Raw genomic sequence first — 25612 nt, forward strand, 5'->3', positions numbered from 1 at the left:
CAACTATTAATAGGAGGTTTATATTTGAATAACGTTAAAAACTATCGAAAATCTGAAGGCCTGTCTCAGCTAGAATTAGCTAAAAAAGTTAATGTGGCTAGACAGACAATAAACTTAATTGAAAACAATAAATATAATCCTTCTTTAGCTTTATGTATCGAATTAGCAAAAGCGTTAAAAACAGATTTAAACAGCCTATTTTGGGAGGGAGATTAAATGATGAAAATTGAATGGAAAGAAAAAGTTTATAATAATTTTATTGGAACAATTAGTGAAAGAGATGAGTATCAAAAACAAGAAATCAATAAAGAATTAGCTATAGCTGGAATTGGTTTATGGTGGTTAAATATGTTGGTAATGCTTATTATGTTACTCGTCGATACTATGAACCATACAATATCTATAGGTACTATATTTATTTTTCTTATTAATATGATTTATGCTAATTATTTAATCTTTAAATTGAAAAAAAAGGGCCTAAATGATACTGAGTGTGCAACAGAAGAAGAGTATTTAAAACATAAAAAGGCATTAAAAAAAGCTGGCTTAAAAGCAGGTGCACTTTGGGGATTCCAAATGTTTGTATTTATGACTTATATCCTTCCTTATTTAGGTTCAGAAGAAATCTCTGTCTCTTTATTTGATGTTGTACTTTGGGGCTGTGCTGGGGCTTTTTTCGGTCTATCCATGTATGTAATTGCTTTATTAAATCTAAAAAAATTATATTAAATAACTAGCCCCTTAGTAACTGAAAGTGCTATTTATTATATAAGCGATTTACACATAAAACTTTAATTTTACATATGGTCGTCCTTTCGATTATTAAAAAAGCGATCCAAAATAATGATTGGATCGCTTTCCCGAATAAACTATTACGCCACTTTAGGACCTTTTCTCTCATGTCCACGTTGAACGATAAATAAGAATACTGTTGATAAAATACCGCCTGCTAATAGTAAGATGAAACAGCCATCCCAGCCAGAACGATCAACAATAACACCAATTGCTGCGTTTGCTACAAGACTTCCGCCTACATAACCGAACAGACCACACATACCAACTGTTGTACCTACTGCAAATTTCGGTACTAATTCCATCGCACTTAAACCGATTAAAAACTGTGGTACGTAAATTAAACAACCGATAATAGAAACTGCAATACTTACAACAAGTACGCTAGATGCTTGCCAATATACAACCGTACCAACAACAACTCCGGCCATACTCATAATACATAATGGCATACGTTTTCCTTTAAATAACTTATCACTTAAAAGACCAACGATTAATGAACTTGGAATTGCCATACCTTCAAAAATCGCGTATGCAGCATGCGCTTCTGCTTTTGAAAAACCTTTAACTGTCGTTAAATAAAGCGGAACCCAGTTAATAACACCGAAACGAATTAAGTAAACAAATGCATTTGCAATACATAAATACCAAACGAACTTATTTGTCACTACATATTTCATTAAAATTTCTTTTGGTGACATCTTATTAGCATTATCTGCTTTTTCAAGATTTTCATAGTCATTACGATACTCATCAATTGGAGGAAGACCTTCAGATTCTGGTGTATCCTTCGCATTAATCCAAACAAGAACTGCAATTACCATTGCGATAATCGCTGGGAAAATAAATACTCCGCCCTGCCAATGATTTTCACCGAAAATACCTACACCAATTCCGACAAGGGGCGGCACTAGCATTCCACCAACGTTATGTGAAATATTCCAAATACCTGTTTTCGTACCACGTTCTTTCTTCGAGAACCATTTCGTCATAACGATACTACAAGGTGGTGCTCCCATACCTTGTACAATACCATTTAAGACAAGTAATGTAACAATCATCCCAAATGAAGATGCAAAACCGAAACAAATATTTACAAGCCCTGATAAGAATAATCCGACTGCGATAAAGCGCTGGGCGAAAGCTTTATCCGATAAATTCCCCATAAAGAACTTACTGAACCCATAAACAATTGCCATTACTGAACCTAGCAATCCAATTTCAGCTGTACTAAAACCATATTCTTGTACTAAATACGTACTTGATAACGTAAAGTTACTGCGCACTAAATAATAAGCAGCATACCCAACTGAAATTCCCATTAACACACGAATACGTAATAATTTGTATACCCTGTCAATCATATCTGCCGGCAATCTCTCAATTGCAGGTGCTGGCTTAAGCCATTTAAACATATTCTTTCGTCTCCTTTTCTCACTGCTGAGAGAGACGCTGTCTATTCCATATCTCGATTATTCCACTATTTGATATATTTTTGTTCGTCCTTCTAACCGGCTGACCTTCTATCTCTTTCTGATTCTTCGCAAACATCGTTGGTACGCCAAACGAAACTTTTTCTAAAATGTGCCCCGCTTCTTCTGATAAACAATAATCAATAAATAAGTCCGCTATAAAACCACTCGGTGCACGCTTCAGTTTCGAAATCGCATTAACAGATAAGCCTGTTTGCTCAGGTTCCTTACTTAAAATAGGAAAGCCTCGTTTCTGAAGCATTCTCTGATCTCCCGCAAAATTGATGCCTATCATATATTCACCACTTGCCACAAGTTCTGCTGGTATGTAACCATTCACTGTTACTTCTCCAACCTGTCCTGCAAGATGCTTCACATACGCCTTCGCTTCCTCTTCACCTAAAGTATCAATAAGTGATTGAAAAAACGTATATGCTGTACCGGAAACATTTGGATCAGGCATTGCAATCTTACCCGTATATACCGGATCTAATAAATCTTGCCACCTTGATGGATATGGAAGACCGAGCGGCGCTATTTCTTCATTCCACCGCTCTTTATTAATCGCGATTGCCAGTTTCTCCACTTCATAACCGTACCAATAACCATCTTTATCTTTAACAGTCTTTGAAATACGATTCGCATGCTGGGTCGTAACAGGAATAGAAAGGTTCTTTTGCTTCATCATTTGATGCGCATCTACTGTACCGCCAATAATAATATCCGCCTTCGGATTTCCAGCTTCCTCTTCTACTCTCCGAAGAAGTTCTTCTGTCGATAGACGAATAAATTCATATGTACACCCGCGTTGTTTACAAAATGACGAAAGCAAAGCTTCACCAACTTCCTCGCGGGCCGCTACATACGCAACGAGATGACGATCATCCAAAATAGGGAGACCACTTTTATTATATTTAATAGAGGTTGTATCTCGAGAGCAACTAGACATCGCTCCTCCGATTACTAGCAAAAAGAAGAAAAAGGCTATCTTTCTCATGACACATTCTCCTTTACAAGGAATTCTGCTAGGGAGCCCTTCATATACATGACATTCCCGTTATTATCACCGAGATATTGCACAACAAAGTACGATGGATACACAGAAATAGTTAGAATATCCTCCCGCTCATTCTTTACACGCTTGCCTGTTTTATAGGCAGTAATATAAGCAATCGGCTCATTCTGTGATTGTAATAATTTCTGAATTTCTCCGTAATCTGTAATTTGCTTTGCGTATCGAATAGAATCAAATATTTGCGTAAGATCTATAGTACGTATTACATCCCCTTGCCTCACTACAACTTCCTTTGCCTCCGCAAAGAAATTACTAATGCGCTCTGGTGTATAATACAGACTTAACAAATACGTTTGCAATGCTGAGATCATCGGATCCGTACCATTCTTTCCGTATACATTAGCCTCATACTGGAACAAGTCACCTACTGCAAAAGTACGTTTATGTCCATTCAAGTACGTTACTTCTCCAGTAAATACTTGTTCTTGATTCCTCGCTTCTCTCGGTTCTATTCGAATTCGGTCAAAGAATGAAACAATCGTATGCAAACGAACTTCATCCGTTACAACAATTTCTCCCCACTTCTCATGCCTTACTTTCACTTCAGTAGGAAGGGATTCATTCACTCTTTGTAAAACGGCTTGTTTGTCATCCACAATTGTAATTCGATTATATATTTGCTTCTCAATAACATAAAACAAAATAAGAGAAACAATCATACAAAAGACAAACATAAGAATTTGAAATGATAGCCTTTTCATTTCTGCCTACCTCCAAGATAAAAAAACGTTGTTTCGAAAATACCGCATAATTGTTTCATAAATGTATCATTTAACCGCTTTCAAGTTTTTTATGTCTTCCATCCGTCTCGGAAGTAAAAATGTAATACATATTGTAGTCCCAATCTCTTCACTACTCTCAATTCGCATACTTCCGCCTTGCTTCTTCATAATCTCCTGACAAATGTATAAACCATAGCCATTCCCGTAACTTGAAGGAAGCACCTTACCTTCCGGAGACTCATTCCATTCTGCAAGCACACATTCGTCCATACCAATACCATCATCATGAACAAAAACCTTTGCTTCCTGCTCATTTATAATTACATTCATACGAACTTGCGTAGCATCACTATATTTAATCGCATTATCAAGCACATTCAAGAAAATTTGCTTCGTCTTATCAAAATCCGCAACGACGTGTACTTCCGTTAACTCATTCATAACTTCAATTTCAAACTGCTGCAACCTGAGTTTCACAATCGAAACCGCTTCTTCTGCCAATTCTTTAATATTCACGACTGTAGGTGACACTTCAAACGTACTCTTCCCGTACTTTGAAGACTTAAGTAATTCCTCTACAAGTGATAATAGACGCTCACTTTCTACAGACACATAACGGAGGCTCTCCTGCACATCCTCCTTCGACTGCAACTTCGGAATTAAATCCACATAACCGATAATTGCCGTAAGCGGTGTTTTCAGCTCATGCGTAATGCGGTCCAAGAAATCTTTCTGTTTCTCTTTCTCTTCCTTCAGCTGCTTAATATGCAGCTCAATCCCATCAGCCATCGCATTAAAGGACGCTGAAAGCTGCGCAATTTCCACATACTCATTCAGCTCAATCTTACTTTCATAATCTCCATTCGCAAGCCGATATGCCATTTGCCTTAACTGATCAATTGGTTTATGAAGAGACTTCGCCAAACGAATCGCAAAGAAAATACCAGCAGCTACTAAACAAATCGACGTCATTAAAAACGTCCAACTTACATTTGTTAAAACTTCCTTTTCATCCGCTAACTCATTTATAAAACGAATACTCCCAATGACATCGTTTCCATAATAAACCGGACTTGAAAACAAAAGAATTGGAGCTGGGTCTCCCTCCTCGAAAACATAAGATTTCTTTCCCTTCAAAGAACTCTCAATGTCAATATTCCGATGAAGTAACGCTCCTTTTTGTGTATCTGCAACAACATCCCCATTCTTCCCAATCATCTGCACCCGGACATCCATTCGCTTCGCTAAATACGAAGCAATTAAAAGCGAATTAGGACCTAACGTCTCTACTTCTGCTTCCTTCTCTAAATAATTCATCGTATAAATTTGCGCTTCCACACTTAACTTCTCTAAGGAATCTGCCGCATTATGATATACATTCTTCTCCAGTGCAATATAAACAACCGCATACAAAAGAACAAGAATTGGAATCAACAACCCAACTATTCCAAACACCATATTTCGTTTTAAAGACATATCATCACCTTTTAGCAATCAAGCTTATACCCCACACCATAAATTGTCTTAATATACTCCCCGCTCGCGCCGAGTTTCTTCCGAAGCCTTTGCACCATAATATCAACCGCTCTCGTATTTCCGATATACTCAAACCCCCATACCTTCTCGAGTAACTCATCCCTCATGAACACACGCTGCGGATTCGAAACAAACAACTGACATAAATTAAACTCTCGGTACGTTAACTGAATCTCCTGCCCACTCACATGAAGCTTTCGTTCCTTTGGACAAATAAGTAAATCACCAACCCCAATCACCTCATGATTTAAAGGAACCTCCTTCTTCTTCACGCGCCGCGCCATATTCTTCACCCGAAGAATAAGCTCCGCATAATTAAAAGGCTTCGTCACATAATCATCAGCTCCAAGCTGAAGACCAAGTAACTTATCATTCATCTGACTCTTCGCTGTCAACATAAGCACCGGAATATCACGCTCCTTCTCTCTGAATAAACGTAACAACTCATATCCATCCGTATCAGGAAGCATCACATCTAAAATAAGTACATCCGGCTGCTCATTCCATCTCTCTAAAGCTTCTCTCCCATCAGCCGCCGTCAATACTTCATACCCTTCCATCTCTAACTGCATCCGAATCAAATTACGAATACTCGATTCATCATCTACTACAAGTATTTTCATCATTCTCCTCCTCTCGTCCTGTATTATAGTACAGTTTAGTATAGCAAAAATCATACAAAAAAAGAGAGGGTATTGTCGAACATATTTTGTCGACGATACCCTCTCTCATTTATTAAAACTTATTTCTCATATCCATTAGGTTTCTTCTGATGCCAATCCCACGCATGCTCGATAATTGTCTTCACATTTACATACTCAGGATTCCATCCTAACTTCTCTTTCGCTTTCTGAGCAGAAGCAACTAAACGTGCTGGATCCCCCGCACGGCGTGGTGCCATCTCAGCCGGAATCTCATGATTCGTAACTTCACGAACTGCATCAACGATTTCTTTTACACTAAAGCCATTACCATTTCCTAAGTTGTAGAAATCACTTTCCCCACCATTTTGCAGGTCTTTAAGTCCTAAGAAATGAGCTGCCACTAAATCTTCAACATGAATATAATCACGGATACAAGTACCATCTGGTGTATTATAATCATCACCAAACATCATAATCTTCTCACGTTGACCTAACGCCACTTGTAAAACAAGCGGAATTAAATGTGTCTCTGGACGGTGATCTTCCCCAATAATACCACTTGGAGTTGCACCAGCCACATTAAAGTATCTGAAAATCTTATAGCGTAAATTTGAAGCTTGGCTATACCAATGAAGCATCTTTTCGATTGCTAACTTCGTCTCTCCGTATGTATTCGTCGGATTTGTCGTCGTTTCCTCAGTAATAAGGTCTACATCTACCTCACCATAAGTCGCCGCAGTAGAAGAGAAAATAAACTTATCTACTTTAAACTCATCCATTACTTCTAGCAAGCAAAGTGCGCCATACACATTGTTATTATAATATTGAAGAGGCTTCTCCATGCTAACGCCAACTAAAGAATCAGCTGCAAAATGCATAACCGCCTCGATACTTTCTTGTTTAAAAACATCTCTTAAAAATGCTTTATCACGAAGGTCACCATTATAAAACTTCGCACCTTCTGTAATTGCATCTTCATGCCCTGTTTGTAAATTATCAACTACTACTACAGATAGACCTTCATCCACTAGTTTTTTAACAGCATGAGAACCGATATAGCCAGCTCCGCCGCAGATTAAGATTGAGTTCATTGTTTTCCTCCCACATATTTATTAGGATTTCTATATTACTTTACTAATATAGAAGGTATACGATTGCTCGTATACCTTCTATATACCCTTCATTACTTAGCTACAAAATAATCCGTTACATATTGCGCCCAAACTTCATACCCTTTAGCACTTGGGAAACCGAACTCTGTTTGTAAGTACGGTAAAATCGCTTTCGTTGTTGCATCAGGCCACGCTCCCCAATGATCAACATATGTATAACCATTTTGCGTCGCAAATTGTTTTAATGCTTCAATCGCTTTCGGATAATTCTTCGCACCATACACCGGGTTTGATGGTTGAATCATAATTGTAGCGCCTTTTGCACTAGTAGAAAGTGCCTGAACAAACTTCTGTGTATTCGCAACAGAATTTCCATTACCATTTTTTCCGTTATCAGTAATAAATGGTGGCTCAAACAAAATTACATCTGGATTGTCTTTCGCAATCTCTTTATCACGTTTATTCGCGATTAATTCCTCTGTACTTTCACCCTTATATTCCTTTACCGTCACATTCCATAAACCTTTACCGTAAGAAGCCTCTAAATTAGCAGTGAACTTAGCTACCCAAGCATCTTTTTCAGATGAAGAAGCTTCATCACCAACAATAACAAGATTTACTGCCTTTTTATCCTGAGCAGCTTTTTTTAACTTCTCTTTCACTGCATCTGGCAAGTTCTTTGCGTATGCTTCATTAAAAGATGATTTCGCATCTTGCTTTTTCTCTTCTTTTTTCTCTTCCTTCTTCGCTCCGCTATCTTTCACTTCAGCCTTTGTTTTCGTTACTTCACTTGTTTGTCCTGTTGCATTCGCAACCTTCTTATTCCAATATAGTTTACCGCTTACAACCGAAGCAATAAACAATACAAAAATAAATAGGACAAGTACCGCTTTCTTATTCATCGATTCACCTCATCTATTAATCTCACAATATATAATACTAATATAAACCTACGCAAAAATAAACCCAACTCCTTCCAAAGGAGTTGGGTTATTACATATTACTTAGTCAATTCAAGATGTGCTCTTAACTTATTCGTTATATCTTGTTTTGCTGCATCTGGAACATAGTAGTACCAAATACCATCAGCGGCTTTGTGGCCGTCACCTGGAATTTGGATTTCTTCACTGTTCTCCATACAATCTTTATAGTTCTTTTGAATCTCAAACATTTGATCTTGAGTTAAACTTGTTTTTACGTTTTTCTCAATTGCTTTTAATACGTCACCGTAACTTGCTAGAGAAGATACACTTGCGCCCTTTTTAATTACAGCTTGGATCACTTGACGTTGGCGCATTTGACGTCCGAAATCACCACGTGGGTCAAGTTTTCTCATCCTAGAATAATGTAATGCCTTAGTACCATCTAAATGAATATTTCCTTTTTCAAAATGTATTCCCTCATAATTAAAATCTAAATCATTATTAACATCTACACCACCAACAGCATCTACAATATCTTTAAATCCATCCATGTTTACTTCAATATAATGATCAACTGGCACATTAAGAAAATTCTCTACTGTTTTTACAGCCATATCAATCCCGCCAAATGCGTAAGCATGGTTAATTTTGTCCTTTGTACCTTTCCCAACAATTTCTGTATAAGAATCACGTGGAATACTAATGATTTTCATAGATTTCGTCTTAGGATTTAATGTAAATAACATTAAAGAATCTGATCTTCCTTGATCTTCACCACGTTGGTCCACACCCATCATTAAAATAGATATTGGCTTTTTATCCGAAACATCTACCTTTTGATCTCGTTTTTCAGATTTCTCGCGATCTAATGGTTTATGGACAGCATCTAATGTATTAGACACATTGGAATAAACAGTATATGCATATACTCCACCACCGACAATAAGAACGCCAATAATACCCAGAATCCAGAATAAAATTTTCTTTTTCATTTTTTTAACCCTCTTTCGAAAATCGAAATCTTTTCTCAAAAAACATAGTTACAATTATAACTTAAATACATTCAAAATATCTATAACTATGATAAATATTCGAATTCCCTTATGCAATTAATCCATTATGCTCGTACACTTTCTAAGCTTCTTAGTTTATATAGATTATTAAAATTGTAATAAGAAATTTGTTTACTACTTATATTCATACAATTACGCGTATCAAATATAATAGCCTTTCTTGCGTTATTAATAATGATTTGTTCGTCTACTTGTTTAAATTCATTATGGTCTGTTAGTACCAAAATACATTCTGCATTTTTCACAGCATTCTCTAGACTATATAAATTAAAATGCACCTGATTTTCATGAACATGGGGATCATGTACAGCAACTTGATAACCCTGTTCTGTAAGCAAATCTACAATTGTCATAGCTGGGCTTTCTCTGACATCATCAATATTACCCTTATATGTAATTCCTAAAACTGCAACTTTTGCATTTTTATCTGGAATAATTTTCGCTAATTGTTCTACAACAAATGCAGGCATAGAATTATTTATAAAGCGCGCATTAGAAATTAATTGAGATTCTTCAGGTGCCTTTTCAATAATGAAATATGGGTCTACTGCTAAACAATGTCCTCCAACACCTGGTCCTGGAAGATGTAAATTTACTCGAGGATGATGGTTAGCTAGCTTAATAACCTCTAAAGCATTTACGCCAAGTTTTTCGGAAATTTTTGCTAATTCATTTGCTAATGCAATATTTACATCACGGAATGTATTTTCCATAAGCTTAGACATCTCTGCTGTTACAGCAGTAGTTTCAAGGATTTCTCCTTGTACAAAACTACCATAAACTTCGGCTGCTTTTTGTGTAGATTTCTTATTAATCCCACCAACTATTCTTGTATTTTCTACTAATTCAATTAAAATGCGTCCAGGTAACACACGTTCTGGACAATGTGCAAGGTAGATTTCTTCTCCTACATCCCATCCTTGTTCCTTAAGAATTGGAGCTACTACATCATCAATAGTTCTTGGTGGAATCGTAGATTCTACAATTACAATACTTTCTTTCTGTAAGAATGGTAAAATAGACTTAGTTGCTTCTACAACGTAGTCTAAATTTGCAGTGTGATCAGCATTATGTGGTGTAGGAACAGCAATAATAAATACATCCGCTTGTGTTGGATGTACACTTGCGTTCAATTTCCCTTTTTCTACTACATCTTTAACTAATTCTCCTAGTCCAACTTCTTCAATATGAACTTTACCTTGATTAATCATTTCAATTGCAACTGGGTTAACATCTACCCCTATAACATCATACCCTGTTCTTGCAAATATAGCTGAAGTTGGTAAACCAATGTAACCTAAACCTATTACACAAACTTTTTTATTCATCTTCATCAATCCTTATCTTTTTTATTATTTAACTCATATATCAAAGTTATAATGAATATAAAATCTTAAAAAATGATACTTACTCAAATAATTTCATATAGACGCACTATACTTTATTATCCTTCCAGTTAATTAAATCCTATTATTACGTATCATTGATTATCCAGTCCTTAATTATAAACTTCTTTGCACTACCTATAATCTTTTATTTCGAATATACCCCTTCTATTGAAGATAGCATCTTTTCAATCGTAAAGTTTTCCTCAAATGACCTAAAGCCATTATTAGAAAGCTCATTATATAGACTAGGGGTTTTTATAATGTCTAATATTTTTTGTGTGCCTTCTTTAGCATTATCTTTATCAAAAAGATAACCATTATAATCATCAACTACTATTTCATTATTACCTACAACATCCGTTGCGATAATAGGTTTTTTATATGATAATGCCTCTATTAATGAATATGGCATACCTTCGTATAAGGAAGTAGATAAGAATATATCAAAACAAATTAATTCTATATCTGGGTTTGAATGAAATCCTTTTAATTTAATAAATTCACTTAAATTATTCTCTTTAACATAATCAGAAACTTCTTTAAAATAATCTCCATCTCCAATATATACAAATTCAACGTTTTGATTTTCCTTAATCACTTGTTCAGCTATACGAATAAATAACCATGGGTTTTTTTGATAATCCATTCTCGCAATTGTTCCCACTACCAATTTCTCTTTACAACCTTTTAAAGGAAGTTCGCTATCTGTAGAGGGTGAAGAAATACCATTATATACTACCATTGATTTATTTAATGAAATGACTTTATGCCCCAAAGCAAATGCTTCTTCACCCTTAGAAACATGAAGGACCTTCGTGGTTAAAGAACCTAATAATTTTTCAATATTCTTGTATATGAATTTTTTCTTCGCTGATAAATTCGGGTTTTGAAATACATATGCATGTGGCGTATAGTATACTTGTTTTACTCCACATATTTTTGCTGCTATTCTACCTATTGCACCTGCTTTAGAGCTATGGCAATGAACAACCTGTGGCTTAATTTCCCGTAATATTTTTATAATTAATTTTGTAGCTCCTATGTCATTCTTAACTGATAATTCCCTCACCATTTCTTTGACTTCGTAAAAGTAGAGCCCCTTTCTCATAAGATCCTTTTTTGCCGATAGAAATACATCATCTACCCGCCTAGTACCATGTATAACATGTACTTCATATTTATTTAGGTTTAAATTTGAGAGTACGTCTACTAAATGCCTTCTAACTCCTCCACCTAATGCCTCACATATAAAAACAACCTTTTTCATTCCTCACTGCCCCTTTTATCATTAGTTAGATCTGCTTAATAAAGATTTAAGACCAATAATTAGCTTATTAGGAGCTACTAGCAGGATAAAAGATTTTATTATTCCCACATAACTTTCTAAAACTAGAGGGTTAAAATATTTTTTTTGAATTTTTATTCTGCTATACAACTGTCTTTTTCGCCTACTTAATGAGATACTATTTGGATTGATTTCTTTACAGATGAGAACTTCATCTAAATTCGAAACCTCATATTTATTCATTATCCTGAAGAAAAACTCATAATCTTCTGCTGCTGGAAAATCAGTGTGATATATACCAATCTCTTCAATAATCACTGTTCTAAACATAACGGATGGGTGTGGGAAACAACTATTAATATGCATCCTCTTTTTTATCTCATCTGTTGAAAGCGGCACACGCTCTATAAACACTTCTTTACCATTCATATCCGTATGCCTCACGTTTGATCCTATCAACATGTAATTAGGATTATCTAACATATATTTTTTCTGCTTATAAAATCGATTAGGCTCAATTGTATCTCCTGCATCTATCCTGGCAACAAATGTATAGCCATTATCACAAATATACTTTAATCCTAAATTTAAGACATGCTCAATTCCTTTATTAACCTCAGACTTTATAAAAATAATATGGTGAATTCCAATAGTCTTAGGAACATGGATTGATTCTTTACTACCGTCATCAACAACCACTACATCTATCTTCTCTTTCGTCTCCTTCAATAAAGATTCTAAGGTTTGATTTAAACCAACTTGATCGTTATATACGGGAATTAATAATGCTATTTCTGACATATATTCTCTCCAATCCACTTATTAAACACACATAACAAAAAGGGACTTAAGATCTTAATTAATACAGATTCTCAAATCCCTCTTAATATAAAATTAGTCTTATACCTTTAATTAAATACACCTTTGAATTCATCAATCTAATCAATCTTAGCATTTAGCTTATTACTTTTGAATATATTCATATTATTAGCTGCTACAATTCCTCCCATAAATATAAGCCAATAACTTAGTGTAAAATCATAAGGTCTTTGATAAATCGATAATAAATAAATCATAGTAAAAATCCATACTTTCCTACTTTTCAAAGTAAATGCATAACCCATAAAATATAAAGTATGGAGAACAAATAATAATAATCCATTTATCACTACAAAGGTTTTCCAAGATAGCGCCTCTGAACCATACGCGTTTGCTTTATAAAGGTATTCTTTCTCTTTAATTCCTAATAATATATTTCCATCTTGCTTAAATTCTCTGTATATTTGCTCAAAACCAGCATTACCTCTATTATTTCCGTCTATATCGTTATTTCCTAAATCTAATCTATACAAAATTTTGCTATATACATAACTATCTTTAGGTACTGTATTCATCAATATTATTAAAGTTCCCAATATCACTAATATATATTTGTATTTTTTTATTGCTAAAAACAGTAGTAATATCATGAAGAAAGCGAAAGAAAACGATAATGTACCAGCAATAAAAATTATCTTCTCATAACTTCTACGTAAAGAAAATCCCTTTGAAGCTAAAATCAAACCACTAACTGTTCCAACAACACCCGGTTCATCAAACATTCCACAAATTCTATCAATACTTCCCCCCCATGGAAAGAAGTACCTTTGGTCTGCACCATTAAAGAAATGGTAGATAGAAAGATTAAAATAGTTTCTATAATATGGCTTTGTCCATGATGTACTAGATAATTGTGACCACTGTATATCAAATCCTACAAATAAGAAAACAGCTATAATTATAGCCGGAATAAGCGATATAGCAATTATTTTAATGAAGTTATCATAAATCTTTAAACGATCTTCTTGTTTTATTAATACTAAAGGAATTAAGGACGCTGAGTATAAACATAAATTACGTACTATATGCTCATCCTTAAAACTAAACAGAAAAATTAACATTAAAGCAAAAAAAGCACTTAATATACCAGCTTTATTAATTTTAAAATCTGATATAAAAGCCCAAAATAAAAATATCAAAATATGGATTACCCCAAAAAGAGGAATTATGGAATTATTCCAAGTGAAAAAAGGATTCAACCATAAAAAACCATAAAATGCTGCGATATATATATATATATTATAAAAGAGTAAATCTATTCTCCCTCTTTGCATTTACTTATATCATCCTATCTTAAATTCTATTAGATACATTTAGTACTCAAATTCCCATTAATATATAGTATGATCAAACAAAAATAATAATATTATTTTCAAAACCCTATTTTAACAAATTTAAATATTTACTAGAATTAAAATCATAACTATAAAATCTCTTTAATTGATCATAATTGAATTCTAAAGGATTTAAACTAATTTCCACTAATTTATTAGCGATTTTTTCCTTCTCATTATCTACATTATCAAATAATCCATTCAAGTTATTTCCAACATTTAAAATTCGTTTATTAGCGTAAAGATAATCAATAATTTTACTAGGAATTTGACTTGTACTTTTATTATTTAAATTAATTAGTAAATCCATTTCTCTCATAATATTAAGAATCTCACTTCTACTTTTAAAATTATTAATTTTAATAGGAAGTTTTTCTATATCCAATCCTTCCATATTTAAAAACTCTTCTAAAGCCGTCACATTCCCAAAATAATGAAATTCTATTTTTTCATTCTTCTTACTAGCCAAAGATAACGCATGGATAAACTCTACTGGACTACGTATGCCCCTATAAAAAGATCCTGCATACATTATATTAAATTTATCTTTATCTACCTCATAATTACTTTTTCCCTGCTCCTCCTCAAAGAGTTGAGGAATAACATGAATTTGCGACTTATTTACGCCTAAACTAGTATAACAATCTATCGCACTTTCTGTTGGTATTACAATCGAATCTACATTATTAAGTATCCTTGATTCCAGAAATTTATCATATTTTCTTATCTCCCGATCTGGATTATAAGAGAATGGATCCCCATAATCAGCTATCCATTTTACATGAGGAGCATCTTTTTTTAATAAATGTCCTGTAATATGAGTAGACACTGGTAATCCCACCGTCACCATAGCTATACTATTGCTATGTAACTGATTTTTTTTAGTATAACGATAAGCATTTATTGCCCATTCAATTGTTCTATCTGGCCAAATAAGTAGATCGTATAATTTTTTCAACCCTTTAGTAAGGAGGTTACTATGAGAATTGTTTAATATATTTCTGTTAACATCCCATCTATTTTTTTCTTTATGGAGTAAAATACCTGGTTTAACCTGATGTAAAGTGATATTATCCATATTTTGATTCTCTATTTCTTGGTACATAGCATTTTGGGGGATTACTAAATCCACATGATATCCATCTTTTAACAAAGATGAAACTATTCCTTTCACATGAAAGGCTCGAGCTACATTTTCTGGATAATACCAGTAACTGATTACTAATACCCTTTTCATTTTCTATACTAGCCACCTTTACAGTTTATATAATAATTACATTTTTTATATGTACCATTCGCGAAAAATTTATAAGTTTTTCTTATCAAGTAAAGTACATCTTATTTTTCATTTATAATATCCATATATAAATTTAATTCTTTGTCACTATTTCTATCCCAATCAAAATTATTTAACCAATCATTAGAGAGGTTTACACTATATTTATTTTTAAGAATAGATGAAATTTTTTCAGCAAACTTCTCTTCAAAATATTGGTCATCTTTTATAACACAAGTTTTATCAATAATTACTTCTGGAATTCCACCATTACCACTTCCTACTACGGGTATACCACACGCTTGTGCTTCTAATAAAACTGAACCTAATCCTTCCTGGCGACTAGGTAAAATTAATACATCCATTACACTAAGATAGTCGATTACTTCTTGAGGTGCTACCTTACCAGTAAACAAAAATTTAGCATCAATTTTATTAAAATTTTGTTTCATCTCTTGCTTTAAATCTCCGTCGCCTATAATAAGAAAAGTAAATTCTTCGTCAGTAATTTCATTAAGTTCCTTATATATTTGAGGGATTTTATCGACTCTTTTCACTTCAACTAAATTACCAATATAACCGACTATATACCCTTGAAGACCAAAATCAGTTCTTAATTCACTCTTCTTTTTTGAACAAACTGGATAAAATTTTTCTCTATCAATACCATTATAAATAATTGCAAAATTATCTCCACTATACCCAATATCTCTAGCTTCTTTTTTTAAATATTCACTCACAAAAATAGTTCTATCCGCATATTCCAGGTTTCGAAGAATTACTTTTTTTAAATTCATACTTTGTTTAGGCATAGTATGGATATCACTACCATGTAATGTCAATGTATATGGAATTCCCAAAAAGCGTTTAATATAGTATGCTAAACTTCCTTGAGTATGCCCCCAATGAGCACTTACGATATCAAACTCTCGTATTTTCATCTTATTTCTTAAAATAACCTCTAAATAGACTAAAAAGTCTAGTCCTAATTTTTCTAAAACCTTTTTCGTTAGGGTATTTTTCAAAAAGAGTTTTCTATATTTAATATCTTCATAAATAAAAAACTCTCCCTCTTTTTGATAAATTTTTTTCTTCAGTATTTTCTTCAATATTTTCAATACTATTCCATCATAAAAATTCACACAATATTTTTCACTATCAACCTTATTATTATTCAACTTAATCCTCTTATGAGTCGCATTGAATAATCCGGTTTTATTTTGAGGATCCATATTGACAAGATATAAAATCTTCATAGATTTCTCCCTTTTAATCTTAATTCTATATACATAATGTACCGAAAAGAAAAAATAGAATGAGGGACCTTCTCCTCATTCTATTTTTAAATTTTTTTAAAATAAATTCTATTGATGAAAATGGTTACAAAATATGTAGCTGTCGTAGCTATGGCTGCGCCTAACGCTCCAAATTTATAGATTAATATAAAATTAAGACTTATATTAAATACAAAAGATATACAACTTACTTTAAAATTCAAGTCTACTCGCCCTATGCTAAGTAATGTGATTCCTTTAGGTGAATAAACGCTCCAAAAGAATAATCCTATTACAAGGATTTGAAAATAAGGTACTGAATTCACATACTCTTTTCCAAATATCAGTGGCATCATTAACGGTATTATAAAGAATGTTGATGTACATAATAACGCCGTTATCATTAACATTCTACTTTCAAATTTTTTCAACATCTTTCTTATTTGAACCCTATTATCTGTTTGCTCGGATATATACGGTATCATTAATTGATTTAGCGTATTAGGAATAATCATCATAGAAGTGATTATAAGCTGTGCTATGCCGTAATAACCTACTTCTTTTTGGTCCACATTCATGTAATTTAAAATGAGAATATTAAACGTAAGTATTAATTGACCTAATAAATTTGTAATAAACGAATAGCTACCTAATTTTAATGGTTTGGCGATCAATCCTTTGTCTATTCGCTTATATTTTATAGATTGTAACTCCGATTTAATGAAAGGTACAAATAATAATGTTGTTAATGATAATGCAATTACTAAAGTAATTATGTATCCTGTCATTCCATAAATATATGCTCCTAAGATACTTATTATTACCACAGCAATTTTAGAAATGCTTTGTACATTAGACATTAAATGGATTTTTTTCTGGGATTGTAAGTAAGCCACAAAATAAGCACTTACAGAAAGGAATGGTACCTGTAAAGCATAAAATTTCATTAGATTATTTATTTTTATATCCGATGAAAACCCTCCAAATCCCGCTATAACGATGGTTAACAAAGTAATAAATGCTGAGAATATCACTGTTACTTTGAAGCCATCTTCAAATAACTTCTGCTTTTTCTGTATACTAATTTTTTCAGAACACATTTTTAAAATGGCCACATTTAATCCTAATCCAGCTATAATTACTAAATTACTTAAAAAAGATTGTAATACCTTTAATCTTCCAATGTCTTCAACAGATAAAATTCTTGTTAAGAATATCTGTCCACCGAATCCCGCTATTTGTAACAAGAAATTCGCACTAAGAAGATGCACGAAACCTTTCTCCATAGCTTTATTTGTAACTAGTTTAACTTTTTCAAATAGATTTTTGCTCCGCAATGCTATCGATTTCATTCTTCATTTCACCATCATTTGCTTTCCAAACTAAATTTAATAATTTGATTTTTTTCAGCAGCTAACAAAATCTTTTTCAATTTTAAGTTGTATATAAAATTATTAATAAGCACCCTTACGTAATACAACCAATAAAACTGTTTTAAATAAGATAGTAATATCTAATTTTAAGGATTGGTTATACACATAGTATAATTCTATATCTACTCTTTCCGGATATCCTACATCACTCCTACCACTTACTTGCCAATAACCGGTTAGACCAGGGCTAACTGACAAGAAGTCTGAAGTTTTTGAGCCATATTCTTTTAATTCTTCTTGGATAACTGGCCTCGGACCAACCAAGGTCATCTCACCTTTAAGAACATTAATAAATTGTGGCAATTCATCTAGACTTGTTTTTCGTAAAAAGCGCCCTATATTTGTAATACGTGGATCTTCTTCCGGTTCAAGTTTATAATTATTATCTATATATTTCTTGTATAGTACTTCATTTTTTTCTAATTTTTCTTCTGCATTAACTACCATAGAACGGAATTTATAAATACCAAAAACCTCACCATTTTTACCAATTCTAGATTGTTTAAAGAAAACTGGTCCTTTTGCTTCCCCACGCATATATAGAATAGGAATTATAATAAAAAATGGAGAAAATATTATCAAACCAACAATAGCACCTATAATATCTATAGTCCTTTTTAAGAATGCATGAACCATTGATATTTTTTTAACCTCATCTATTTCTTTCCCTACAGATTCGTTTATTACGCCTCTTTCTTCCAAGCCCTCTTCACCTCAACTTTACACATGTACATTTTTTATTTTTACAAGTTCGTTCATATACTGTATTAATTCATCTTTCAATTCATCATGTTGCAATGCCATCTCAATTGTCGTCTTAATAAATCCAAACTTCTCCCCAACATCATAACGAATCCCTTCAAAGTCATAAGCAAACACACGCTGAATTTCATTTAAACGTTGAATCGCATCTGTTAATTGAATTTCGCCGCCTGCACCTGTTTGTTGATTCTCTAGAAACATAAAGATTTCTGGTGTTAATACGTAACGACCCATAATAGCCAAATTCGATGGTGCTGTTCCTTGCTCTGGCTTCTCTACAAATTGACGTACCTGATAACGACGGTCATTTTGTTCAAGCGGATCAATAATTCCATAGCGATGTGTCTCGTTTTCTGGCACCGTCTGTACACCAATAACTGAAGACTGTGTACCTTCATATTGATCCATTAATTGACGTAAACATGGCGTATCCGCTTGTACAATATCATCACCAAGTAATACCGCAAATGGCTCATTTCCAATAAATTTACGTGCGCACCATACTGCATGCCCTAAACCTTTTGGTTCTTTTTGTCTTATGTAGTGAATGTTAATTTTTGAAGAAGCTTGTACTTTTTCAAGCATTTCATACTTCCCTTTTTCTAAAAGGCTTTGTTCTAATTCAAAAGAATGATCAAAATGATCTTCAATTGCGCGCTTTCCTTTTCCTGTTACAACAATAATATCTTCAATCCCTGATTCCATCGCTTCTTCTATTATGTATTGAATTGTGGGCTTATCGACGATTGGCAACATTTCTTTTGGCATCGCCTTTGTTGCTGGTAAAAACCTTGTCCCAAGACCAGCCGCTGGGATAATTGCTTTTCTTACTTTTTTCAATTTTAGTCCCCCTATATCTGTTTATTCACATGTAACAATAACAAAAACCCTACCTATAGAGTCATACTTATAACTCCATAGGTAGAGTTTCTATTACAAATAAATTATGGGCATCCAACCCATCCTCACGTCATACTCCCGACGACAAGCGTCTAAGGTAGGTTCGAAAAATAAATTTTCTACCCACAGCACGACCGAGTGCCCCCGTTGATAACGGTTAGGAGACATCACCCAAACTCTTCAATTAAAAAATACCAAACAATTTTTTACGACGTATTTGTTCTGGATCTTCTTTGTAAATTGCCTTCCCGCTAATTAATAAGTACGGATTTTCTTTCAAATCACTCATAACGTTCATTCCGAATTCTTTTCTGATTAATTCATAGCTTTCCGCTAAATGAAATCCTCTTGACGTCGTGTTATGTGCATCAGATGCAATCATATGCGTTAAATTATGTTCGACAAGTTGTAGTGAGAATTTTTTTATCTTTTTGCCGAAATTTCCTAGCAAGCTACCTGCCGTTACTTGTGTTAATGCACCTTTACTTACAAGGTTATATAACTTATCTGGCCGCTCGATTAACTCGGCATTGCGTTCTGGATGAACAATAATTGGGATCATCCCTTTAACGCGTAGTTCATATAATAGTTGCTCTGCATAACGAGGTACGTGATTAGATGGAAACTCAATTAATATGTATTTATTCGTTTCGTTTAAGGTAACGATTTTACTAGCTTCATAGTCTTCTAATAAATCACCATATAACCTGACCTCTTGCCCTGGTAAAATTTTCAGTGGAATTTCATTTTGTTGTAGTTCATCATTTAGTTGTTTTACTTGATGAATAATTGAAGTACGTTCATTTGTATATTTCCCGTTTTGATGGTGTGGTGTTGCGACGATTGTATGTATTCCTTCTTGGACAGCCTTTTGTGCCATGGCCAGACTATCTGTTACTGTTTGTGCACCGTCATCGATGCCAGGTAAAATGTGACAATGTAAATCAATCATTTGTTTCATCCTCCCTCTCTCATATAAAAATCTTTTTTCCTTTGAATATGAGTTATCTCATATTCAAAGGAAAAAAGGAGATATGTCCTTGCCATATCTCACTTTTTAATTAGTTTGCACCGTAGTAATAATATAAGCCTTGTTCACGTTCACGGTCGTTCAGGACAACGCCTAACAGTTTACCTTTAGCCGATTCTAACAATCCTTTTGCTTTTACCGCAGTTTCCTTCTCTGTCGATTCACTACGAACAACAAGAATAGAAGCATCACATACATTTGCCATAATCTGTGCGTCGGTAACAGCTAAAATAGGCGGCATATCAAAAATAACTAAGTCGTACATGCTGTATGCTTGCCCAAGAAGTTCTTTCATCGATTTTGAACCTAACAATTCCGCCGGATTTGGTGGGATTGGACCACACGCTAAAAAGTGTAAATTATCAACTAATGTCGTTTGTACACACTTCTCTAAACGTTCACTATGTGTTAATACATTCGTTAACCCGAAAATATTATCAACTTGGAACATTTGATGCATCGCCGGTTTACGCATATCCGCATCAATTAACAATACTTTCTTTCCTTGTTGGGCAAAAACAACTGCCATATTCGCTGTTGTCGTCGTTTTCCCTTCACTTGGGTTCGCAGATGTTACCATTAATGAATGTAAATTCGTATCAACAGCTGCAAATTCAATATTCGTTCGAATATTACGATATTGCTCTGAAATTGGTGATTTCGGTTGTTGATGAGCAATTAATTGACGACGTTGACGATGATTCTTTTTCTTTTTAAATAAATTAAGAGCCAATTGTTTGTCCCCTCACTTTTCTTGATGATGGAGCGTGTGATTTCACGTTCAATGTTTCTTCATCCATACGAGCGACAATACCTAACACTGGTAAGCCAAGTAAGCTTTCTACATCTTCTTCTTTTTTCACTGTGTTATCTAAGTATTCTAGTAAGAATGCAAGACCAATTGAAGCCATTAAACCAACAACGAAAGCAATTGCTACATTTAACATTGGGCGTGGTTTAATTGGAGATAGATTTTCTGCAACTTCTGCTTTTGATAATACTGTTACGTTATCAACACTCATAATTTTAGCAACTTCACCTTGAAACACTTCTGCAGTTGTATTAGCAATATCACGAGCTAGTTTTGGGTCTTTATCTTGCGCAGTTACCGCCACTACTTGTGAGTCTTTCTCATTAGCTACTTCAATTTTATTGTTTAGCTCTTGTACTGTTATATTTAAGCCTAGCTTTTCTTTCACTTGATCCAAAATAACTGGACTTTTAATAATAACCTTGTATGTATTTGTTAATTGAATATTTGTTTGTACCTCATTGTACTGAATTGCTGCTCCTTCTTGCTTCTTCTGATTCACAAGAATTTGCGTCGAAGATTGATAGATTGGTGTCATGAAGAAGAAGCTAATGATAGCACTTACAATAGCTGCACCAAAGGCGATTACGAGGATCATTGCTAAACGTTTTTTTAAAATATGAAATAACTCTTTCAAACTAATTGTTTCTTCCATAAGTTCCTCCAACTTTCTAAAATTTACACATAGGAAAAATTATAACATATAAATCTTACATTTTTTATTTTTAATAATTCAGTTCTATATTTGTTCACAAGAAACAAGTTTAATCTTACAAAATAATCTTAAATATGACAACACATTCCAATCATTTCCCAAAATTTTTATTTTATCATGTTTTTCATGCTGTGTAACTTGATAAAGAATTTTCAGAAAACAATAAAAAGCCAACAAAAATTTTGTTGGCTTTTTATATTTTAGTAATAACCATACTGCTCTTTTTCTTCCGTTTTATCGTTTAAAACGACGCCAAGTAGTTTTCCAGATGCTTTATCTAATATTTGTTTCGCCTTTATCAGTTTATCTTTTTCTGTTTTTTCACTACGAGCTACTAATACAACTCCATCGCATTTGTTTGCAAGTATTTGCGCGTCTGTAACCGCCAGCACAGGAGGCGTATCGATTAGAATGACGTCGAACATCTTATATGCCTCTAAAAGCATTTCGTCCATTTTACGGTATCCTAGTAGTTCTGCGGGGTTTGGCGGAATTGGGCCTGCTGGCATGACATATACATTATCTATATCTGTTTTTTGAATACATTGCATAAACGAAGCCTGTCCTGATAATAAATTTGTTAAACCATTTGGATTGTGAACCGCAAATAAGTTTTGTAATGTCGGCTTACGTAAGTCCGCCCCAATTAACAATACTTTTTTCCCTTGTTGACCGAAAACAACTGCTAGATTAGAAATAGTCGTTGTTTTCCCATCTCCAGGATCAGCCGAAGTTACAATGATAGAACGAATATGGTTATCTACAGATGTAAATTCAATGTTTGTACGGATGTTACGGTATTGTTCTGTAATACGTGATTTAGGCTCTTTATGTGTAATTAATTGTCGTAATGGTTTTCTTTTCTTTCTTCCGAACATGTTCTAGTCTCCTTTTTCAAAATGCGACCTTTTCCCTTTTTCTCTTTTATGCTCGATATGCTACGCCTATTTTTCATTTACTTCTACCGTTAAATTTCCCCATTACTTTCCTCTACAGTTCATCATAACGAATCATAATTACCTTTGTCCTATCTCATAACCTCTATAATGTGACAACGACATCTCTATTTTTGTCGCACTATCATTTATCTTGATTCCAAGATATTCATAGCGTCATTATATACAAACTTCCATTCATTCACAATTAAAATTCTGATTACTCTGCATTTTAATATTTCAAGCAAAAAATATAGTAATTAAAAAAATCCTTCTGCATATTACAGAAGGATTTTTTAATTACTATCTATTCTTTCTTATCACCAATTGCAAATGTAATTTCAGCTTCGCATGCAACTTCACCATCTACTGTTGCGATTGCTTTTCCTTTTCCAATTGGTCCACGTACGCGTGTCATTTCTACTTCTAAACGAAGTTGATCACCTGGGCGTACTTGTTTTTTGAAGCGGCAGTTGTCGATGCCTGCGAAGAAAGCAAGTCTCCCGCGGTTTTCTTCTTTCTTTAATACAGCAACTGCCCCAACTTGTGCTAATGCTTCTACAATAAGTACACCAGGCATAACTGCATAATCTGGGAAGTGTCCATTAAAGAACTCCTCGTTTGCAGATACATTTTTAATTCCAACCGCTCTTTTCCCCTCATCCACTTCTAATATTTTATCAACAAGTAAAAATGGATAGCGGTGTGGAATGATTTCTTTAATTTGTTCTATATTTAGCATGTAACAATCGCCCCTTTTGTAATATTGGTCTTACCACTTGGACATATTGTTATTATCCCATTTTGTTTATTATTTGTCATTATAAAGTGAAACTTTACTTCCTATGTATAAAAAAATGCATACACTCTATTCCATTAAAATAGTTGCACTTCCCAGCAACTGACACGGAGGTAGAAAAGAGTGTATGCCCAAATTAGGGAAAGGCAATATGTATTTAAACATTCTTTGCCTTAATGTCGTATTCCGAATCATTATATTACATACGTTTTCAAATAAGAAAACATTAAATTTAACTATATATATGAATATATCGCCCTATTCCTTTGTTTTTCTCTATTTTTCTTCCGTTTTCGTAAAAAACTAGAATTAAAAAAATAAAAAAAAGAACTAAGGTTTTCCCTTAGCTCTTTTTCACTTTATTTCAAAGCACGTCTTGGTAGTTTATCAATATTCTCTAACATAATACCTGTACCAATAGCAACACATTGCATTGGGTTTTCAGCGATTAATACTGGTACCTTTAATTCTTCTGCTAGAAGCATGTCGATACCGTGTAATAAAGCTCCACCGCCTGTTAGAATAACACCGCGGTCGATAATGTCCGCAGATAGTTCTGGTGGTGTGCGCTCTAGTACGCCTTTTGCAGCTTGTACAATGATAGCTGCGTCTTCTTTTAGTGCTTCTGTAATCTCTTCAGAGCATACTGTAATTGTACGTGGTAAACCTGTTACCATGTCACGTCCGCGAATTTCAAGCTCTTCACTACGTGCACCTGGGAATACTGTACCAACTTTAATTTTAATATTTTCTGAAGTACGTTCTCCAATTAATAGCTTATACTTACGTTTAACGTAGTTTAAGATTTCCAGATCAAACTTATCGCCAGCCATTTTGATAGAGGAAGAGGTAACAATATCACCCATAGAAAGTACGGCAATATCTGTTGTACCTCCACCAATATCAACAACCATGTTTCCGCTTGGCTGGAAGATTTCCATACCCGCACCAACTGCGGCTACTTTTGGTTCTTCTTCTAAAAATACTGTTTTACCACCTGAACGTTCAGCAGCCTCACGAATTGCTTTTTGTTCTACAGATGTGATATTTGTTGGACAGCAAATTAAAATGCGAGGTTTTGAAAAGAAGCTCTTCACGTCCAATTTGTTAATGAAATACTTTAACATTGCTTCTGTAATTTCGAAATCTGCGATTACACCATCTTTAAGTGGACGAATTGCTACAATATTACCAGGTGTACGTCCCACCATACTTCTTGCTTCTTCACCTACTGCTAATACTTTTCCACTATTACGATCAATTGCCACAACAGATGGCTCATTTAATACAATACCCTTACCTTTAACATGAATTAATACGTTAGCCGTACCTAGGTCAATTCCGATATCTCGCGCAAACATTCCCGTCATTTCCTCCTCGATATTCAAAATCAGGTTACACCCGAATTCTTTTACACCTAATTTCTGATTTTATCATAAATT

25 protein-coding genes are annotated in these 25612 nt (G+C 33.9%); 2 read left to right on the forward strand and 23 right to left on the reverse strand.

Translation table 11 applies throughout. The features are described from left to right. The first annotated feature begins 24 nt into the window (after window positions 1–24). The gene (locus MR155_RS13820; RefSeq protein ID WP_002089683.1) at window positions 25–216 is read left to right on the forward strand and encodes a helix-turn-helix transcriptional regulator; all 192 of its coding nucleotides are present in this window, start codon (window positions 25–27) and stop codon (window positions 214–216) included. Next, the gene (locus tag MR155_RS13825) at window positions 217–729 is read left to right on the forward strand and encodes a DUF3278 domain-containing protein (protein ID WP_242310213.1); all 513 of its coding nucleotides are present in this window, start codon (window positions 217–219) and stop codon (window positions 727–729) included. 143 nt (window positions 730–872) lie between these two features. Here the strand turns inward: MR155_RS13825 and pgtP are convergent, their stop codons facing one another. The 23 genes from pgtP to mreB all read right to left on the reverse strand — a co-directional run bounded on the left by pgtP (window position 873) and on the right by mreB (window position 25531). Further along, window positions 873–2207, reverse strand: a complete 1335-nt coding sequence (pgtP, locus tag MR155_RS13830) for an MFS transporter (RefSeq protein WP_002184617.1) — start codon at window positions 2205–2207, stop codon at window positions 873–875. A 19-nt stretch (window positions 2208–2226) separates the two neighbouring features. Beyond that, entirely contained in the window at window positions 2227–3261 is a 1035-nt protein-coding gene (locus MR155_RS13835) for an ABC transporter substrate-binding protein (RefSeq protein WP_242310214.1), read from the reverse strand. Continuing rightward, window positions 3258–4040, reverse strand: coding sequence for a DUF3919 family protein (locus MR155_RS13840; protein ID WP_242310217.1), 783 nt, complete (start codon window positions 4038–4040; stop codon window positions 3258–3260). Before MR155_RS13840 ends, MR155_RS13835 begins: the two co-directional genes overlap by 4 nt. 66 nt (window positions 4041–4106) lie before the next feature. Then, complete coding sequence (locus MR155_RS13845) at window positions 4107–5537, reverse strand: HAMP domain-containing sensor histidine kinase (RefSeq protein ID WP_242310299.1); 1431 nt, start codon at window positions 5535–5537, stop codon at window positions 4107–4109. Between the two features lie 11 nt (window positions 5538–5548). Continuing rightward, a complete protein-coding gene (locus tag MR155_RS13850; RefSeq protein WP_242310218.1) occupies window positions 5549–6220 on the reverse strand; it encodes a response regulator transcription factor in 672 nt (223 codons plus the stop codon). A 119-nt stretch (window positions 6221–6339) separates the two neighbouring features. Beyond that, the gene (gene galE / locus MR155_RS13855; protein WP_242310220.1) at window positions 6340–7332 is read right to left on the reverse strand and encodes a UDP-glucose 4-epimerase GalE; all 993 of its coding nucleotides are present in this window, start codon (window positions 7330–7332) and stop codon (window positions 6340–6342) included. A 92-nt stretch (window positions 7333–7424) separates the two neighbouring features. Continuing rightward, entirely contained in the window at window positions 7425–8255 is an 831-nt protein-coding gene (locus MR155_RS13860; protein ID WP_242310222.1) for an SGNH/GDSL hydrolase family protein, read from the reverse strand. A 98-nt stretch (window positions 8256–8353) separates the two neighbouring features. After that, entirely contained in the window at window positions 8354–9268 is a 915-nt protein-coding gene (gene tagU / locus MR155_RS13865; protein ID WP_242310224.1) for a polyisoprenyl-teichoic acid--peptidoglycan teichoic acid transferase TagU, read from the reverse strand. A 125-nt stretch (window positions 9269–9393) separates the two neighbouring features. Next, window positions 9394–10677 (reverse strand): nucleotide sugar dehydrogenase, encoded by a 1284-nt coding sequence (locus MR155_RS13870; RefSeq protein ID WP_242310225.1) that lies wholly within the window; start codon window positions 10675–10677, stop codon window positions 9394–9396. A gap of 205 nt (window positions 10678–10882) precedes the next feature. Continuing rightward, a complete protein-coding gene (locus MR155_RS13875) occupies window positions 10883–12004 on the reverse strand; it encodes a glycosyltransferase family 4 protein (protein WP_242310227.1) in 1122 nt (373 codons plus the stop codon). A gap of 21 nt (window positions 12005–12025) precedes the next feature. Further along, window positions 12026–12823: a glycosyltransferase gene (locus MR155_RS13880; RefSeq protein WP_088040459.1), complete on the reverse strand. Its 798-nt coding sequence runs from the start codon at window positions 12821–12823 to the stop codon at window positions 12026–12028. Between the two features lie 137 nt (window positions 12824–12960). Beyond that, window positions 12961–14175 (reverse strand): transcriptional regulator, encoded by a 1215-nt coding sequence (locus MR155_RS13885; RefSeq protein WP_242310229.1) that lies wholly within the window; start codon window positions 14173–14175, stop codon window positions 12961–12963. A 106-nt stretch (window positions 14176–14281) separates the two neighbouring features. Continuing rightward, a complete protein-coding gene (locus tag MR155_RS13890) occupies window positions 14282–15472 on the reverse strand; it encodes a glycosyltransferase family protein (protein ID WP_002130024.1) in 1191 nt (396 codons plus the stop codon). A gap of 101 nt (window positions 15473–15573) precedes the next feature. After that, window positions 15574–16767, reverse strand: coding sequence for a glycosyltransferase (locus tag MR155_RS13895; protein WP_242310231.1), 1194 nt, complete (start codon window positions 16765–16767; stop codon window positions 15574–15576). Between the two features lie 86 nt (window positions 16768–16853). Next, window positions 16854–18137 carry a flippase gene (locus MR155_RS13900; protein WP_242310233.1) on the reverse strand — a complete coding sequence of 428 codons (1284 nt, stop codon included), beginning with the start codon at window positions 18135–18137 and terminating at the stop codon, window positions 16854–16856. A 102-nt stretch (window positions 18138–18239) separates the two neighbouring features. After that, window positions 18240–18920 (reverse strand): sugar transferase, encoded by a 681-nt coding sequence (locus MR155_RS13905; protein WP_002130028.1) that lies wholly within the window; start codon window positions 18918–18920, stop codon window positions 18240–18242. 18 nt (window positions 18921–18938) lie between these two features. Further along, entirely contained in the window at window positions 18939–19820 is an 882-nt protein-coding gene (gene galU, locus MR155_RS13910; protein WP_242310235.1) for a UTP--glucose-1-phosphate uridylyltransferase GalU, read from the reverse strand. Between the two features lie 244 nt (window positions 19821–20064). Beyond that, a complete protein-coding gene (locus tag MR155_RS13915; RefSeq protein ID WP_242310237.1) occupies window positions 20065–20832 on the reverse strand; it encodes a tyrosine-protein phosphatase in 768 nt (255 codons plus the stop codon). 109 nt (window positions 20833–20941) lie between these two features. Continuing rightward, window positions 20942–21643 (reverse strand): CpsD/CapB family tyrosine-protein kinase, encoded by a 702-nt coding sequence (locus tag MR155_RS13920; protein WP_088040464.1) that lies wholly within the window; start codon window positions 21641–21643, stop codon window positions 20942–20944. Beyond that, window positions 21633–22376 (reverse strand): YveK family protein, encoded by a 744-nt coding sequence (locus MR155_RS13925; RefSeq protein ID WP_242310239.1) that lies wholly within the window; start codon window positions 22374–22376, stop codon window positions 21633–21635. The genes MR155_RS13920 and MR155_RS13925 overlap by 11 nt, the downstream gene beginning before the upstream one ends. A 260-nt stretch (window positions 22377–22636) precedes the next feature. Next, window positions 22637–23314, reverse strand: coding sequence for a CpsD/CapB family tyrosine-protein kinase (locus MR155_RS13930; RefSeq protein WP_242310241.1), 678 nt, complete (start codon window positions 23312–23314; stop codon window positions 22637–22639). A gap of 364 nt (window positions 23315–23678) precedes the next feature. Continuing rightward, the gene (gene fabZ, locus MR155_RS13935; RefSeq protein WP_000931959.1) at window positions 23679–24113 is read right to left on the reverse strand and encodes a 3-hydroxyacyl-ACP dehydratase FabZ; all 435 of its coding nucleotides are present in this window, start codon (window positions 24111–24113) and stop codon (window positions 23679–23681) included. 416 nt (window positions 24114–24529) lie between these two features. Continuing rightward, on the reverse strand, window positions 24530–25531 hold the full coding sequence (gene mreB, locus MR155_RS13940; RefSeq protein WP_113936204.1) for a rod shape-determining protein: 1002 nt from the start codon (window positions 25529–25531) through the stop codon (window positions 24530–24532). Between the last annotated feature and the right edge of the window lie 81 nt (window positions 25532–25612).

It is taken from the genome of Bacillus cereus group sp. BfR-BA-01331 (genome assembly GCF_022663915.1).
In the GTDB taxonomy this organism is placed as follows: domain Bacteria; phylum Bacillota; class Bacilli; order Bacillales; family Bacillaceae_G; genus Bacillus_A; species Bacillus_A mycoides.

What these genes read in the sequence shown, in the direction of transcription:
- tagU (WP_242310224.1), bottom strand. Translation starts at nt 9,268, where the DNA reads ATGAAAAAGAAAATTTTATTCTGGATTCTGGGTATTATTGGCGTTCTT.
- MR155_RS13900 (WP_242310233.1), bottom strand. Translation starts at nt 18,137, where the DNA reads ATGAAATCGATAGCATTGCGGAGCAAAAATCTATTTGAAAAAGTTAAA.
- MR155_RS13885 (WP_242310229.1), bottom strand. Translation starts at nt 14,175, where the DNA reads ATGCAAAGAGGGAGAATAGATTTACTCTTTTATAATATATATATATAT.
- MR155_RS13895 (WP_242310231.1), bottom strand. Translation starts at nt 16,767, where the DNA reads ATGAAGATTTTATATCTTGTCAATATGGATCCTCAAAATAAAACCGGA.
- galE (WP_242310220.1), bottom strand. Translation starts at nt 7,332, where the DNA reads ATGAACTCAATCTTAATCTGCGGCGGAGCTGGCTATATCGGTTCTCAT.
- fabZ (WP_000931959.1), bottom strand. Translation starts at nt 24,113, where the DNA reads ATGCTAAATATAGAACAAATTAAAGAAATCATTCCACACCGCTATCCA.
- MR155_RS13930 (WP_242310241.1), bottom strand. Translation starts at nt 23,314, where the DNA reads ATGTTCGGAAGAAAGAAAAGAAAACCATTACGACAATTAATTACACAT.
- MR155_RS13925 (WP_242310239.1), bottom strand. Translation starts at nt 22,376, where the DNA reads ATGGAAGAAACAATTAGTTTGAAAGAGTTATTTCATATTTTAAAAAAA.
- MR155_RS13875 (WP_242310227.1), bottom strand. Translation starts at nt 12,004, where the DNA reads ATGAAAAAGGTTGTTTTTATATGTGAGGCATTAGGTGGAGGAGTTAGA.
- mreB (WP_113936204.1), bottom strand. Translation starts at nt 25,531, where the DNA reads ATGTTTGCGCGAGATATCGGAATTGACCTAGGTACGGCTAACGTATTA.
- MR155_RS13835 (WP_242310214.1), bottom strand. Translation starts at nt 3,261, where the DNA reads ATGAGAAAGATAGCCTTTTTCTTCTTTTTGCTAGTAATCGGAGGAGCG.
- MR155_RS13825 (WP_242310213.1), top strand. Translation starts at nt 217, where the DNA reads ATGATGAAAATTGAATGGAAAGAAAAAGTTTATAATAATTTTATTGGA.
- MR155_RS13850 (WP_242310218.1), bottom strand. Translation starts at nt 6,220, where the DNA reads ATGAAAATACTTGTAGTAGATGATGAATCGAGTATTCGTAATTTGATT.
- MR155_RS13860 (WP_242310222.1), bottom strand. Translation starts at nt 8,255, where the DNA reads ATGAATAAGAAAGCGGTACTTGTCCTATTTATTTTTGTATTGTTTATT.
- MR155_RS13880 (WP_088040459.1), bottom strand. Translation starts at nt 12,823, where the DNA reads ATGTCAGAAATAGCATTATTAATTCCCGTATATAACGATCAAGTTGGT.
- MR155_RS13840 (WP_242310217.1), bottom strand. Translation starts at nt 4,040, where the DNA reads ATGAAAAGGCTATCATTTCAAATTCTTATGTTTGTCTTTTGTATGATT.
- MR155_RS13890 (WP_002130024.1), bottom strand. Translation starts at nt 15,472, where the DNA reads ATGAAAAGGGTATTAGTAATCAGTTACTGGTATTATCCAGAAAATGTA.
- pgtP (WP_002184617.1), bottom strand. Translation starts at nt 2,207, where the DNA reads ATGTTTAAATGGCTTAAGCCAGCACCTGCAATTGAGAGATTGCCGGCA.
- MR155_RS13845 (WP_242310299.1), bottom strand. Translation starts at nt 5,537, where the DNA reads ATGTCTTTAAAACGAAATATGGTGTTTGGAATAGTTGGGTTGTTGATT.
- MR155_RS13915 (WP_242310237.1), bottom strand. Translation starts at nt 20,832, where the DNA reads ATGATTGATTTACATTGTCACATTTTACCTGGCATCGATGACGGTGCA.
- MR155_RS13870 (WP_242310225.1), bottom strand. Translation starts at nt 10,677, where the DNA reads ATGAATAAAAAAGTTTGTGTAATAGGTTTAGGTTACATTGGTTTACCA.